Origin of the sequence: Streptomyces sp. NPDC059816, from assembly GCF_042732055.1 — a bacterium.
GTDB lineage: Bacteria > Actinomycetota > Actinomycetes > Streptomycetales > Streptomycetaceae > Streptomyces.
Map to the genome: position 1 here is coordinate 9,612 of NZ_JBHWIQ010000033.1, position 15,907 is coordinate 25,518.

5 protein-coding genes are annotated in these 15,907 nt (G+C 72.7%); all 5 read right to left on the reverse strand.

Features of this window, described 5'->3' with window-relative positions:
• Positions 1–134: 134 nt before the first annotated feature.
• The 5 genes from ACFV88_RS31525 to ACFV88_RS31545 all read right to left on the reverse strand — a co-directional run bounded on the left by ACFV88_RS31525 (position 135) and on the right by ACFV88_RS31545 (position 15,733).
• Positions 135–1,406: a phosphatase PAP2 family protein gene (locus tag ACFV88_RS31525; protein ID WP_385495505.1), complete on the reverse strand. Its 1,272-nt coding sequence runs from the start codon at positions 1,404–1,406 to the stop codon at positions 135–137.
• 422 nt (positions 1,407–1,828) lie between these two features.
• Entirely contained in the window at positions 1,829–5,176 is a 3,348-nt protein-coding gene (locus ACFV88_RS31530) for a S8 family serine peptidase (protein ID WP_385495506.1), read from the reverse strand.
• Between the two features lie 257 nt (positions 5,177–5,433).
• Positions 5,434–6,537 carry a pyrimidine utilization protein A gene (gene rutA, locus ACFV88_RS31535; protein WP_385495507.1) on the reverse strand — a complete coding sequence of 368 codons (1,104 nt, stop codon included), beginning with the start codon at positions 6,535–6,537 and terminating at the stop codon, positions 5,434–5,436.
• Between the two features lie 188 nt (positions 6,538–6,725).
• Positions 6,726–12,605: an amino acid adenylation domain-containing protein gene (locus ACFV88_RS31540; protein WP_385495508.1), complete on the reverse strand. Its 5,880-nt coding sequence runs from the start codon at positions 12,603–12,605 to the stop codon at positions 6,726–6,728.
• Complete coding sequence (locus tag ACFV88_RS31545; protein ID WP_385495509.1) at positions 12,605–15,733, reverse strand: amino acid adenylation domain-containing protein; 3,129 nt, start codon at positions 15,731–15,733, stop codon at positions 12,605–12,607. Before ACFV88_RS31545 ends, ACFV88_RS31540 begins: the two co-directional genes overlap by 1 nt.
• Between the last annotated feature and the right edge of the window lie 174 nt (positions 15,734–15,907).

Sequence of the window (15,907 nt, forward strand, 5' to 3'; positions counted from 1 at the left end):
CCTTCGCCACCTCGGCCACTCCGCCCGCCGCCGCGGCCCCCACTACCCTTCGGTTTAATGCCGCGGCCCCCCGGCCTTGACCCCCCGGGCGGCCCGGTGGGGCCGGCCCCGAGGGGGGCCGGCACCGACCGGGCTCACACCAGTTCGAAGCGCTGGTTCGGCTGCCGCGTGGGGGCGGGCTTCGCGTCCCACGCCTTGGTGGTCCGCATGTAGAGGTAGATCACCGAGATCATCGCCAGGATGAGGAGGGGGCCGAACACCCACGGGTAGGTGGCCATCTCCATCGACAGGTAGCGGTACGAGATCAGGAACGCGGTGAAGACCGTGGCACCGTAGGTGACCAGCAGGACGCCGGCCCGGTCCCAACCGCGGTCGAGCGCACGCAGCGCCGCCTCGATCGTGAGGGTGAACACCACACCGGCCACGAGGTCGACACCGTAGTGATAGCCGAATCCCAGCGTCGCGCTGAGCGTGGCGATCAGCCAGATCGTGCCTCCGAGCCGCAGCAGGCGCGGCCCCTTGCGGGAGTGGAGGAAGATCGCGACGGCCCACGCCGTGTGGAGGCTCGGCATGCAGTTGCGCGGGGTGATCTCGTCGAAGGGCATGTGTTGGGGGGTGGTGACACTCGGCATGGTGTCCGGCCACAGGTTGGCCACCGCCCAGTGCCCGCCGTCGGCGCCGTAGGCGAAGATCGGCCCCACCACGGGGAAGATCATGTAGATGCCGGGGCCGAGCAGTCCGATGACCAGGAAGGTGCGCACCAGGTGGTGACCCGGGAACCGGCCTTCGGCGGCCACGTGACGCAGCTGGTACACGGCGAAGACGACCGCGGCGACCGCGAGCTTCACATAGACCCAGTCCAGGACGTTGGCGCCGACCGGGCCGGTGGCGTTGACCAGTCGGCCCACCCACCACGACGGGTTGCCCAGCGCGTGATCGGCGGTCGCCACGTACTGGTCGAGCACCTCGGGGCGGGTCTTCGAGGTGATCAGCAGCCAGGTGTCACCGGTCTTCCGGCCGGCCACCAGCAGCAGGCCCAGGCCGACGCCCTTCAGCAGGAAGATGCGCTCCGGGCCGGTGCGACGCACCACCGCGATGACCGTCCAGCCGATGACCACCCACAACGCGCCGTTGCCGTACCCCTGCTCGGCGCCGAGCGGCCACCGCACGAGCGCGAAGACGATGTCGATGCCGACCGCGATTCCGGCGGAGATGAACCGTTGCCGCCAGGGGAGCACCACCATCATCAACGCCATGCTGGCGTACAGCAGGGGCCCGGACGCGGGGCGGAGCACCACCTCCCGCGCCTGGTGGACGATCGGCCCCGGCAGGTCGTAACGACGCGCGGCGATCTCCAGTGCGACCAGGAACGCGAGGGCCACCACACTCGCCGTGGCCCACAGCACCACCCGCGGTTGACGCCATGCAGCGAACCCAGTCCTGCAACCTATTCGTGAGAAAAACTGCGATATTACACGTATCAACTGTTTGGCCGATTTGTTATTGGATTCGATGGGAAGGTCGTTCTCCGCGCCGGGCGGCACGTTCCAAGCGAGGTCGGGGGGCAGGACGATCACCGATAATCCGGTCATGTTATCGAATCGGCTCGGGTGGTCCCGGCTGCCGACCTGGCCGCTACCGAGCGTCCCGCCGCCGTCGCCGGCAGGCACGGCCACCGGGCCCGTCATCAGCACGCCTCGATCCCGGGGCCGCGGGGTCGGCGAGCGAACCGCCGCCGAAGAGATCGTTCTCTCCCCGTCCCGCCCAACGGAGAAGGTCCCCACCGCCCGGTTCACGAGCGAGGGGACCTTCTTGCGTGCACCGGCGGTTACTTGCCGCGGTACGCGTCGTACACGGTCACGCTGGCCTTGCCACCCCGGGTGTCGGCGACCTCGCCGCGCAGGGCGACCGTCTGTCCCTGGGCGGGGTTCTTGACGGTGATCTTTCCCTTGGCGACGGGCGTCTGCTGCCAGGTCGTACCGCCGTCGTAGGAGACGGAGACGGCGAGGGACTTCAGCCCCGCGCCCGCCGCGGGGCCCTGCACCGTCACCGGGTAAGTCACCGTACGGTCCGCCGCAACGGTGCCGTCCAGGTCGACCTGAGCGCCGAACCGCACGGTGGACAGGCCGGTGCGCGTCTCCCCGTCCGTCGGCGGCTTCGCGCTGCGGAAGGTCCAGGAGCCGTTGATGCGGGTGCCCACGGCGGAGACCGTCCGGTCCCGCGTGGCCGAGGTGCTCAGGGTGTACTCGGCGTCGTCGGCGCCGACCGCGTAGGACTTCCAGGTCTCCGGCGTGTTGCCCACCTCCCCGATCTTGGTGGTGCCCTGGTGGAGCGTGGTCTTCGCCGAGGAGTACCAGGACTGGCCGACGTTGCCCCGGCCGTCGGAGAACAGCGGCACGAACGCCGTGAGCCTGTTCCCCTCACGGAAGACGCCGGACTGCTCGTGCATCAACGGGGAGTGCACGGCGGAGCCGAGGGTCATCCGGTGGCTCGTGCCCGGGCGGAACTCCCGTTCCGGGGCGGTGTACTCGATCTCCTCCGACCCGTGGACGTCCAGGTGCTGCGACGCGGACAGGGACCAGAGGTTCACCTTCCCGTCCGTGGCCAGATGGTGGGTCCGGGAGCCGGGGAGGGCGAAGGAGTAGGCGGAGTTGAAGTCGAACCGGTCCTTCCCGCCCAGCGCCGTCGTGTGCCCGTTCTTCCCCTGGACGGAGGCCCCGAGGGTCGCGGTGACCTTGGCGAAGTCGTCGGCCTCGAACCTCTTGGTGTAGCCGGTGAAGAGCCGCTTCACCTCGCCGCCGGCGGCGAGGCCGTACTGGGTCGCGGCATCGCGTTCCCGCTGGGCGTAGAGGGCGGACCTGAGCTTGACGCCGGTGGGTTGGTCCGGGCCCAACTGGGCCGTGCGGAAGTCGTCGAAGGTGGTGAAGCTGTTGATGTCCTCCAGGGACCGTTCACCGATGCTGATGGAGTGCGTCGCCCAGGCAGCGGTCATCCGGGCCTGGGGATCCGGAACCGTCATCACGACGGGCTTGGCGACCCGGGCGTCGATGGTCAGGGCGGTGTCCTTCGTCAACGCCAGCCGGGGGTGGACCAGTTGGTCCATGCCGCCGGTCTCCTGGTAGAGGCTCGCCTGGAGCGCGTAGTCCCCCCGCGGCAGCCGGAGCTTCGCGGTGCTGCCCTCGCGCAGGGTGACGGAGACGTCGCCCGCGCCGGAGAGTTGGCGCATGCGCGTGAAGAAGTTCGCGTTGGGCGTTCCGTCACGGCCCACGAAGTCGAGGCTCAGGTCGTACGACTCGACCTCGCGGTCCACGGACGCCGTGGTGCGCACGCTCTGGCCGCCGCCGGTCGCGGTGACGACGGCGGTGTAGATGCCGTTGACGTCTCCGCCGATCCGGGTGTCCGCGGTGAAGGGCACGGTGACGGTGCCGCCCGCGGGAAGGGTGACCCGGTGCGTCCCGAGGGTGAAGAAGCCGGCGGGGGTGGGCCCGCCCCGGAGGTCGAGCCCCTTGACCGCCAGGTCGAGGGTGATCTCCTGGGTGCCGTGGTTGCGGTAGGTGAGGTGCTTGGCGACGGGCTGGTCATCGGTGTGCGGCCACTGCTGCCGGCCGAAGGAGAGGCTCGACTCGTCGGCGGTCACGGTCTGTTCGACGGCGCGGTCGGCTGCCAGCCGGCCGGCTCCCTGCTGGAACACGGAGTACCCGCCGTCCTGGGCGGATCCGGTCAGCGCGGCCTTGAGCCGTTCGCCCGACCAGCCGGGGTGCCGCTGCTTGAGCAGTGCTGCGGCGCCCGCCACGTGGGGCGCCGCCATGGACGTGCCGCCGATGGAGAAGTAGCCGGCCGGGTTCTCGCCGACCTGCCCGGCGATGTGGCTCCCGGGGGCCGACGCTGCGGTGATGCCCACGCCGGGAGCGGTGATGTCCGGTTTGATCGCCCCGTCGTGCAGCGGACCGACGCTGGAGAAGGGGGCGATCCGGTCGGCGTCGTCCACGGCGCCGACGGTGAGGGCGGCTTCCGCGCTGCCCGGGGAGCCGACGGAACCCGGGGTCGGTCCTTCGTTGCTGGCGGAGACGGTGAAGAGGACGCCCTTCTCCTTCGACACCCGGTTGATGTGGGCTTCGAGCGGGGTGACCTCCGGGGTGTCACCCGAGCCGAAGCTCATGCTGACGATGTCGGCGCCCCGTCCGACGGCCCAGTCGACGGCGGCGATGGTCCCCGACTCCGTGGCCCCTATGTCGTTCATGATCTTGCCGTTGAGGATCTTGGCCCCGGGGGCGACGCCCTGGTACGTGCCGCCGGACTTGGCACCGGTACCGGCCGCGATCGAGGCGATGTGCGTGCCGTGCCCGTGCCGGTCCTTGGTGTCCGGGGAGGAGGTGAAGTTCGCCGCCCCGATCACCTGTGTCGCCAGGTCCGGATGGGTGTCGTCGACCCCGCTGTCCAGGACCGCGATGGTGACGCCCTTGCCGTCGTACCCGGACCGCCACGCCTTCGGGGCACCGATCCGGCCCACACTCGTGTCCAGGTTCGCGGTGTACACCGCGTCCAGCCAGACCCGCTCGATCCCCGGGGCGCTCCCGCCGGCCCGGGCGCTCCCGCCTCCGGCTCCGGCTCCGGCTCCGGCTCCGGTGAGGACGGCCCACAACCCGCCCGCGTCCTGCTTCGGGACGGTCACCGCGTCCGCGTTGATCGACGGCAGCGTGCGCGCCAACTCCGCGTCGGTACGGACTCCCGTACGGGCCCCGGCCGCTGACGCGCCCTCGTACTCGACGATGACCTTCAGGCCGTCGCGGTAAGCCCGTCGGCTCCCGGGGCTGCTGAGCGCGGTGACGTCGAAGAGCCGCCGGTCGAGCTTTCCGGCGGTGATCAGCCGCTCGGCATCGGCCGGAACGGCGTAGGTGCTCCCCCGCTCGGTCCAACTCCGTACGGACACCTTCTCGCGGCCTTCGCCCCGTTCGACGGAGACGACCCGGTCCCGGGCGTCCATGCCGACCCGGTCCCCGGTGATCAGGGTGACCCATCGGAGTCCGGCACCGGCACGGCCGGTGGCCTGGCCGCTCCCTACGGACCCGGTGTCCGCGAAGGCTGTCGTACTGGTCGTTCCGGCGACGAGTGCCGTCGCCACCAGGGCCGAGGTGACGGTGATCGCACCGCGCCCCGGGCGTTTACTGGAGAACAAGATTGACTCCCTGCGCTGCGGGGTCGGGGGTGAGAGGCCGGGGACGGCCCCCGCTCGCCGCTCCCGGCGGAGAAGAGACGGAAGATCCGAAACCCGTTGTCCTCGACCTCGCTGATGGCCAAAACTCGACCATCGATGCCCCCGAGCAGGGCCCCACCACGCTGCGACCTGACGGGCGTTCCGGCGGTCCACCGGGATGACGGTCGCCGCACGGAGGTCCGCACTGCGCTCCGCCCCTCGGCCGCCTTCAGCGACAGCTACGCGCTCCCGTCTCCCCCGGGCAGCCGCCCCGTGACCGAAGCACGGGACCTCATGAGCGGCTGGATCCGCGTGCCGAAGTCCTCCACGCCTTCGAGGAATTCGTCGAAGACGAGGATGACCCCCTTGACGCCGTGGACCTCGCTGAGCTCGTCGAGCATGCGCGCGACGGTCGCGTAGGACCCGACGAGGGTTCCCATGTTGAGGTTCACGGCGCCCTCGGGCAGCGCCACGATCTTCGCGGTCGATGAACCGTCGGCGGACCCGTCCGTCGCCGTCTGCTCCACCACGTAACCCAGCGCCGCGAGGTCGGCGTTGTCGTGGTAGTCCTGCCACTTCGCCTGCGCGGCTCCGTCCGTCTCATCCGCGATGATCATGAACAGCGCGAACGCTCCGACGTCACGGCCGGCCGTGCGTGCGTGGTCGGCGAGGGTGGCGGTGGATTCGGAGAGTGCGCGGGGGGTGTTGACCCCGCTGCCCAGGATGAAGTTCCCGTCGGCGTGCTCGGCGGCGAACCTCATCCCCGTGCTGCTCTGCCCGGCGGCCAGGAGACTGATGTGCCCGCTCGCCGGGCGCGGCGACAGGACGCAGTCGTCCATCGTGTAGAACTCGCCCGTGAAGTTGCTCGTGCCCTCGCTCCACAGCTGCCGCAGCACGGTGACGTACTCGGTGGCCCGCGCGTAGCGGTTGGTGAAGTGTTCGTCTCCAGGCCACAGGCCCATCTGCGCGTACTCGGCGGGCGCCCAGCCGGTGACGATGTTGACGCCGGCCCGGCCCGGGGCGATCGAGTCGATGGTCACCGCCATCCGGGCGGCCATCGCCGGAGGCAGGGCGAGGACGGGTGCGGAGGCGTAGAGCCTGATCCGCTCCGTCACCGCGGCGAGGGCCGCCGTCAGGGTGAACGACTCCAGGCAGTGGTCCCAGAACTCCGTCTCGCCGCCGAAACCCCTGAGTTTGATCATCGTCAACGCGAAGTCCAGGCCGTGCTCCTCGGCCCGCTGCACGATGGTCTTGTTCAGTTCGAAGGTCGGCATGTACTGCGGAGAGCTCTTCGAGATGAGCCAGCCGTTGTTGCCGATGGGGAGGAAGACCCCGATGTCCATGCCGCTCCTCTACACGCAGGACAGGCAACCCCCAGGCCGGTTCCCGCCCTTACCGTCATCCCCGTGTGGGCGATCCTTCCCACGGCGCCGTGCGGTACACGCGGTACACGGGGCACGGGGTCGCCCACCGATCGGCAGCCGACCCCGCACTTGTCACCCCCGTACCCCGTGCCCGGGCCGCCGTCCGTTCAGTCGGTCCGCGCGGGGCGGGCCTCGACTGCGGGGGCGGCGGGGCGGTCGGAGGTGAGGGCGGCCAGGCCCACCAAGTCGTCCGCCTGCGCGTCCGGTACCTGCTGGTCGAACCGGGCCAACACCCGCACCCGCAGCGACACCGCCCCCAGGAGCAGGATCGCGACCCCGAGCAGGACGTAGAGCAGTCCGATCCCCCGGCCGTCGCCCGTACCGAGGACGGCACCCGCGGTGTCGGCGAGGCCGCCTCCGGAGGCCATCAGCGGCTCAAGGTAGTGGCTGCCGAAGGGCGCGATCAGCAGGAAGCCCACCGGCAGGGTGGACCAGGCGACGAGCTGGTTCAACGCCATCACCCGGCCGTGGAACCGCTGCGGAACCTTGACCTGAATGATCGTCAGATAGATCCCGTTGAGCAGTGAGAGGGACGCGGACATGCCGAACACGCCGGCGCAGACCACCAGCAGTTCGGGCCGCAGTCCGGTCAGGACGCTGAAGAACGCGAGTACCGGTATGACGAGCAGCATGCCGCGCATCCGACGGTGACGGGGCCCGCCCCAGGCGCCCATCGCCAGCCCGCCGGTGATCGCGCCGATGCCGCCCGCGAGGGAGACCGTGGCCACCGTGCCGAGCCCGGAGAAGCCGAGCACCAGCGGCGGGACGAGTTGGAAGAGGACCGGCAGGAAGAGGTTGAGCACGGCGAAGAAGACCAGCATCGCCCGGAATCCCGGCCTGCGCCAGACCAGCCGGAACCCGGCCGTGATCTCCTGCTTCAGGGTTTCGCGTCGCCTGGCGGCCAGCGTGCGGGGGAAGCGGACGATCAGCAGGATCGTCGCCGCCAGCACGTAGCTGACCACGTCGATCAGCAGCACGCCGCCCAGGCCGATGGCCGCGAGCAGGCCGACCGCCGCCAGCGGTGCGACCACTTGGGCGATGCCGCCGGAGATCTGTACGACGCCGTTGGCGTGGCCCAGATAGCGTTTCGGGACGAGCTGCGGGATCGCCGACTGGAAGGCGAGCCGTTGTCCGGTGAGGGAGACGGAGAGGATCGCCATCAGTACCCCGACGTGCCAGGGCCGTAGGGTCCCGAACACGTGGAGCAGCGCGAGGACCGCCTCCGACGTGCCGCAGACCAGGGTCGAGGCCAGCATCACCCGGCGGCGGTCGACACGGTCGACCAGGCTGCCGAGGACCGGGGCGGCCAACAGCCCCGGCACGATGCCGAGGACGGCGAAGAGGCCGAACCAGGCGACCGAGTCCGTCGACAGGTAGATCCACAGCGGCAGCGCGAACTCGGTCAGCGCCGAACCGGTCTGCGAGATCGTCTGGGAGGCGGCGACGGCCACGAAGCGGCGCGTGTCGCGGCGGGTCGCCGGGGCGGTGGGAGGCTCCGCGGTGGCGCGGGCGTGGTGGACTCCGTCCAGCCACCAGGTGGCGCGCGCGGGACGGCGGTCGCGGGTGAGGGCGGCGGCGTCGGGCTCCGCGGCGCCGGTGCTCGCTGTGGTGTCCGAGGCCGCGACCGCCGGGTGGACCGTGGTGACGATCTCGGCCAGTTCCGCGGCGCGGTGCTTGAGGAAGTAGTGACCGCCTTCGTCGAGTACGGCGACTGCGGTGGTGGAGCCGACGAAGCCCCACTCCCGGAACCGCTCGCGGTGGAACTCGGTACCGGGGTCGGCGGAGCCGATCACCGAGACCACGGGGGACGACAACGCGGTTGCGGGACGGGCGAGTTGCTCGGTGAAGTACGCCTCGGCCGCGCGGGAGTCCTCCCGCACGTTGCGGACGATCGTGGCCAGTTGCTCGGGGTCCAGGCCCTCCAGGTCGGCGCCCATGGAGCGGAGCCAGTTCAGGTGGAGCCGTCCGCTGCGCCGCCGGTCGAGCACGGAGAAGCGGGCGAGCAGCCCGAGCAGGCCCTCGGTGGGCCGGGCGAAGGGGAAGATCCCGCCCAGGTAGACGGCGGTGGGCTCCCGTCCGGCGGCCGTCAGCCGGTGCGCCAGTTCGACGGCGAGTGCCGCGCCGACCCCGCAGTGCCCGTACACGGCGACCGGGCCGGTCACCCCGTTCAGCACCTCCTCGGCACAGCGCCGGGCCACCTCTTCCAGCGGCAGCGACTCCTCGGACATGCCGAGGTCGTGCCCGGGGACGGCGACGGCGTGCAGGGCGACGCCGGGCGGCAGGGCGTCCGCGAGCGGCTGGTACACGACGGCGCTGCCGCCGCCGTACGGCAGGCAGACCAGGGAGAGCGTGACGCGCTCGACCGGCTGACGGGGGGTCAGTTCGTGGAGGAGGCGACTCGGTCCGCGCTCGGAGTCGGACCGGTCGGCCAGGACGGAGAGCGCGGCGACGGTCCGCTCCCGGAAGACGTCCATGAGGGTGATCCGGGCCTCGGCGCCGAGGAGCTTGCGCAGGGCGGCCACCATCCGCATGGCGAGCAGGGAGTGGCCGCCGAGGTCGAAGAAGTCGTCGTGCGCGCCGACGCGTTCCAGACCGAGGAGGCCGGCCCAGCAGGCGGCCACGGCCTCCTCGGTGGGGGTGGCGGGAGCGGTCCAGACGGCGCCCTCTGCGGGGCCGGGCGCGCCGGGTTCGGGCAGGGCCCGCCGGTCGACCTTGCCGTGGGCCTGCCGGGGCAGGTCGGGCAGGATCACGAAGCGGGAGGGGACGAGGTAGTCGGGCAGCTTCTCGGCCAGCAGTCGGCGCAGTTCGGCGACCGGGGGCGGGGACCCGTCCGCGGTGGGGACGAGGTAGCCGACGAGGACGAGTTCCCCGGCCGGGCCCCGGGCCGCGGCGACGGCCTGGGCGACGTCGGGGAGCCGGGCCAGATGGGCCTCCACCTCGCCGAGTTCGACCCGGTAGCCACGGATCTTGACCTGGTGGTCGTCACGGCCCAGGAACTCGATGGTGCCGTCACCGCGGTGACGGGCGAGGTCTCCGGTGCGGTACATCCGGGGCGTGGCGTCGCCCCCGGCGGCCTCGGAACTCTCCGTTCCCCCGGGTCTCCCGGATCTTTCGTTTCGCTCAGGTCTCCCGGATCGTTCGGGTTCCGGTGCGGCGCACGCGCGGGAGTCCCCGGCGAAGGGGTCGGCGCGGAAGCGGTCGGCCGTCAGCTCCGGCAGGCCCAGGTATCCGCGGGCCAGTCGGTCGCCGCCGATCCACAACTCCCCCGGCACCCCGGCGGGCACCGGCTGCCGTCGGGCGTCGAGCAGATACACCCGCGCGCCCGGTAGCGGACGCCCGATGGGGGTGGTGGGTCCGGCCGCGGGCAAGGCCGGGTCCACGAGGTGGGTGGTCGCGCCCACGGTCGCCTCGGTCGGTCCGTAGTGGTTGATCACCCGGCAGCCGGTACGGGCTCCCGCCGCCGCGAGCCCCCGCGCCCACTCCCAGCCGGACGCCTCGCCACCGAGGACGAGCAGCCGTCGGGGCAGCAGCTCCGCCGGGTCGTCCACCTCGGCGCTCAGCGCGGCCAGATGGGAGGGGGTGAGTTTGATGCAGTCGATGTTCCGGTCGGCGAGGTAGGCGGCCAACTCAGGGCCGGGGGTGCGCGGCGGTAGCAGGTGCAGGCTGCCGCCGGTGGTGAGCGAGAGGTAGAGGGTGGTGAGGCCGAAGTCGAAGGCGAGCGACTGGAGCAGGGCGTAGCGGGCACCGTCCGGCAGTCCGGCCTCGGCGAAGCGCCGGCGCACCCCGGCGAGGTAGGTGAGCACCTGGCGGTGCTGCACGGCCACGCCCTTGGGGGTGCCGGTGGAGCCCGAGGTGTAGATGACGTACGCGAGGTGGTCCGCTCCCGCGCCCTCGCCGTCGTCGAGCGGGGTGTCGGGGACGGCGGCGAGCCGGTCCGCCAGTCCGTCGAGCAGCAGGACGGGTGCGTCGGACGCGGTCAGCAGGGACCGCCGGACGGAGGTGGTGACCAGGGCGACCGGCATGGAGTCGGTCAGCATGTGGGCGAGGCGTTCACGGGGCTGCTCGGGGTCGAGCGGTACGTACGCGGCGCCGGACTTCAGCACGGCGAGCAGGGAGACGGCCTGGTCGAGGCCCTGGTCGAGGCAGACGCCGACGAGCCGGTCGGGTCCGGCGCCGGTGGTGCGCAGCAGCCGGGCCAACCGGTTGGCCCGGCCGTCGAGTTCACGGTAGGTGAGGGTGCGGCCCTCGTGGACGAGGGCGACCTCGTCCGGGGTGCGGGCCGCCTGGGCGGCGACGGCGTCGGCGAGGGTCGCGGCGGACGGGCGGGCGGTGCCGGAGTCGTTCCACTCGTACAGCACCCGGTCGCGTTCGCCGGGGGTGAGGAGGTCGAGGGCGTCGACGGGGGTGTCCGGGTCGGCGACGGCCCGGACCAGGACGCGTTGCCAGTGTCCGGCGAGACGGGCGACGGTGTCGGCGTCCCAGAGGTCGGTGCGGTAGGTGAGGAAGGCGTCGAGTCCGGCCCCCGGTTCGGCGGGCTCGGTGCAGTACAGCCCGAGGTCGAGGTGGACGCCGCTGCCCTCGAAGGGGAAGGTCCGCCATTCCAGGTCGTGCGGGTGGACGGTCTGGGAGCGGTGGTTCTGGAGCGCGAAGGAGACCTGGAAGAGCGGCGGACGGCCGAGGTCGCGCGGCAGGTCCAGGGCCTCGACCAGCCGCTGAGCCGGGGTCTCGCGGTGCTGCTGGGCGCCGAGGGCGGCGGTGCGGACGCGGTCGAGGACGACTCCGAAGGAGGGTCCGGTGCCGTCGGCGGCGGTGTCGGGTCCCGGCCCCGGCTCGGGCGCTGCGAGGTCGGCCCGGATCGGCAACATCGTGCTGAACAGGCCGATCAGGCCCTCGGTGGCCTCGGTGGGTCGCCCCGCGAACGGCGTGCCGACGGCGAAGTCCCGCTGTCCCGACCAGCGGCCGAGCACCACCTGGAAGGCGGCGAGCAGGGTCATGAAGAGGGTGGCGCCCCGGGCCCGGGAGAGCGCGCGTACGGCCCGGTAGGTGTCGGCGTCGAGCCGGAAGGTGTGGGTCGCTCCGCCGGGACCGGGCAGGGCGGGGCGCGAGCGGTCGGTGGGGAGCTCCAGCGGCGGCACCCCGGTCATGGTCCGGCACCAGTACCGCAGGTCGGCGGCGGCTTGCGGCAGGTTCTGGCGCTCGCGCTGCCAGTGGGCGAAGTCGCCGTAGCAAAGGGGCAGCGGGGGCCGGGCGGGGACGGCTCCCCGGGCCAGTTCCTCGTAGCCGGTGAGGAGTTCGTCCAGGAGCACCCCGGCGGACCAGCCGTCACCGACGAGATGGTGCTGGCAGATCACGAGTACGTGGTCGTCGTCGGTGAGGCGCAGCAGGAGGGCCCGCAACAGGGGTCCGTCCGTGAGATCGAAGGGACGCGCGACCTCGGCCTCGACGGCGGCGCGGGCGGCGGTCTCCCGTTCCTCGGCGGGGAGCCCGGACAGGTCACGCGCGAGCCAGGGCACGGTGAAGGCGTCGGCGGGCGTGACGCGCACCCGGGGTGCGCCGTCCTCGTCGACGGGGAAGGAACTGCGGAGGGTGTCGTGGCGGACGGCGATCAGGCGCAGCGCCTCGGCGAGGGGTTCGGCCCGGAGCGGGCCGCGCAGCCGCCCGGCGGTGGGCAGGACGTAGGCGGCGGTGCCGGGGGTCAGTTGCTCGACGAACCAGAGGCGCTCCTGGGCGAGGGACAGCGGCTCGGGTTCGTCGTCGGGGCGTGCCGGGATTCCGGTGGGCCGGGCGGCTGCGACTGCGGCGCGTTCCCGTAGCCGTCGGGCGAGCAGGGCGCGTTGATCGCTGCTGAGCGTCCGCCGGGGCGGGCGGGCCTGCGCTGCGGGCGGTGCGGTTGCCGTGGTCGCGCTGCCCCTTGCCGTGGAGGCGGAGGGCGCTGAGTGGAGGGGTTCCGGGAAGTGCAGGGGTTCCGGGGAGTGCAGGGGTTCCATCACGCCTCCTCCGCCAGCAGTTCGGACACGACCGCGTCGGTCACCGTGGTCACCGTCGTGGGTTCCTCGTAGAACACGTCCAGCGGTACGTCGACCCCGAGGCGGTCCCGGATGCGGGCCGCGACCTGGGTGATGGTCAGGGAGTGCGCTCCGAGGTCGATGACGTCGTCGTGCGGGCCGATGGCGGGCAGGTCCAGCACTTCGCACCAGATGGCGGCGATCTGGGTGGCCAACTCGTCCCATCCGTCGTCCGGGGCCGCGGTGTCGTTCGGGGAGGCGGTGTCCGGCACGGGTTCCGCACTACCCCGGGTCGGTTCGGGCAGGGCCGCGTGGTCCGTCTTGCCGTTGGGGGTGAGCGGGAGGGCCGACAGCGGGTGGACGACGCCGGGGACCATCACGTCCGGCAGGGTCCGGGACAGGAAGGAGCGCAGTTCGGGGCCGGTCGGTACGGGGGCGTCCGGGCGCCACACCGGGTAGGCGACGAGCATCCGGCCGCTCGGGTCGCCCTCGTCGCCGCCGCTCACGGAGACGGCGGCGTCCGCCACGGCGGGGTGTTCCTGGAGGCGGGCCTCGATCTCGCCGAGTTCGATCCGGTGGCCGCGCAGCTTGATCTGGTGGTCGCGACGGCCGAGGCAGTCGAGCGCGCCGTCGGACCGGACCCTCGCGAGGTCGCCGGTCCGGTAGAAGCGGGTGTCGGTGACCGGGTCGGTGACGAAGCGTTCGGCGGTGCGCTCGGGCAGGCCACGGTAGCCGCGGGCCAGTCCCGCGCCCCCCAGGGCCAGTTCGCCGGTGACTCCGTGCGCTACGGGGTGTCCGGCCGGGTCGACCACGAGGGCGGTGGTGCCGGCGATGGGGCGGCCGATGGTGACCTCGTCGGGCGCGGGCGGTACTTCGGTGGCGGTGGACCAGATGGTGGTCTCGGTCGGCCCGTAGACGTTCCAGAGCCGTGCGACGCGGGTCCGCAGCCGGCGGGCGAGCGCGAGGGGCAGGGCCTCGCCACCGCTGAGGGCGGTGAGGTGGGGGGCGTCGAGCCCGCCGTCCAGCAGGAGCCGCCAGCCCGAGGGGGTGGCCTGGGCGTGGGTCACGCCGTGCCGCTCGACCAGGGTGGCGAGGGCGTGGCCGTCGCGGGTCTCCGTCTCACGTGCGAGCACCACCCGGCCGCCGGTGATCAGCGGCAGCAGCAGTTCGAGGGCGGAGATGTCGAAGGAGAGCGAGGTGACGGCGAGCCAGACGTCGTCGGGACCGGCGGCCAGGGTGTCGCGGAAGGCCAGCAGGAGGTGGGCGAGGGCGCCGTGCGGGACCTCGACGCCCTTGGGGTGTCCGGTGGAGCCGGAGGTGTAGATGAGGTAGGCGAGGTCGTCGGGCGTGGGCGCCGGCAGGGGTGCGCGGTCGTGCCCATCGGTCCCGTCGGTCCCGTTGCCCGTGAAGAGGTCGTCGAGCAGGAGGGTGTTGCCGTGCCCTTCGACCAGGTGGGCGGTGCTCCGCTGGGCGAGCGCGAGCGGAGTGCCGGCGTCGGCGAGCACCAGGGCGATGCGCTGCGCCGGATAGGACGGGTCGACGGGCAGGTAGGCGCCTCCGGCGAGGGTGACGGCGAGCACGGCGGCCACCATCTCGGCGGAGCGCTCCGCGCAGACGGCGACCACGGTGCCGGGGGTGACCCCGGCAGCGGTGAGCCGCTGGGCGAGGCCGGTGGCGGCGGTGGCCAGTTCCGCGTAGCTCAGGGTCCGTTCGCCGACCGTGACGGCGGGCCGTGCGGCGTGCGCGGCGAAGGAGCGGGAGAGCAGTGCGGGCAGGGTGGAGCCGAGGGCGTCGGGGGCGGGGTCGGGTCCGCGCAACGGGGTGCGTTCGGTCTCGTCCAGCAGCGGTAGGTCGGCGAGCGTGGTGCCGGGGGCGGCGGCGATCGAGGCGAGCAGCCGGCGCAGATGGGTGCCGACGCGCTCGGCCCGGACGGGGGACGGCAGGTCCGTACGGTGCATCAGCAGGACGCGGAGCCGGTCCGGACCGTCGAGGAGGTGGAGCCGCAGGGCGCCGCGCGCGGTGCCGGGGAAGAGGGTCCAGTCGGTGGTGGCCCGTACGCCCGGGAAGGTGACGGGGGCGATCCGGCGGCGGTAGGTGAGGATGACGGGGGCGAGGGAGAGACCGGGCGCTACGCCCCGGACTGCGCGGGACAGGGGGACCCGGCGGTGCGGGTAGCAGCTGCGCAGTTCGTCGCGGACCGTGCGGGCGAACTCACTGAAGGGGGTGCCCGGTTCGGGGGTGGTGACCACGGGCAGCTCGTTGGCGTGCATGCCGATCCGGTCGGCGGTGCCTCGGGTGCGGGTGCCGAGGCCGACGGTGACGGCGGGACGCTCGTTCCCGTACCGCAGGAGGAGGGTGTGCACGGCGGCGAGGAGCAGTTCGAAGAGGGTGACGCCGAGTTTCTCGGCGGTGTCGGCGAGGTCGGCACGGAGTGCGGGGTCGAGGTCGAAGTCCACGGCCGCGCCCGGACCGACGCCGTCGGGGCCGTCGGGGCCGGTGTCGAGGCCCGGCAGCAGCACCGTGGGGCCGGGCAGCGGGCGGTCGACCCAGTGTGCGGACGCCTCGGCGACCGCCTGGGCGTCGGGTTCGGGGAGGTCGGCGGCGTGGGCGAGCGGGGGGCCGTCGGTGGCGGCCCCGGTCGGGGCGGGGCCGTGGCCGGTGCGGTGGGCGTAGCAGGCCGCCAGGTCGGTCAGGAACACATCGGTGGAGGTGCCGTCGAAGGCGATGTGGTGGGCGACGACCAGCAGGGTGGCGCGGGTCGGGTCCGTGCGCAGCAGGGTGAACCGTACGGGTGGTCCCCCCGCCAGGTCGAACGGTTTTGCACTCCCGGCGGCCAACTCGCCGGGCAGCCGTTCGGGCGTGGTGTCGCGGACGGTGAGCGCGGGCGCCGGGCCGGCGGCGAGGAGGGGGACGCCGTCCTCTTCGCGGACGGTCAGGGCGAGGGCGGGGTGGCGGTCGACGACGTCGGCGCAGGCGGCGGCGAGGGCGACGGGGTCCAAGGGGCCTTCGAAGTGGACGGCGAAGGGCATGTGGTGGACGGAGCCGAGCGGCGCGATCCGCTCGTTGATCCAGATGCCCTGCTGGGCAGCGCTGGCGCGGGTGCTGGTCACAGGTCTTCCTCGGTCTGTTCGGCATCGGGGACGGGTGGTGCGACTGGAGCGGGGTGAACGGTGGAGCAGGGTGAGCGGTGGAGCGGTGGGTACGTGCGCGCGGGGCGTAGTGGGGCTCCCGCTCCCGCCCGGCACGGGTGCATGCGGGGGGGTGGGGCAGGGCGGGGCGCGGGC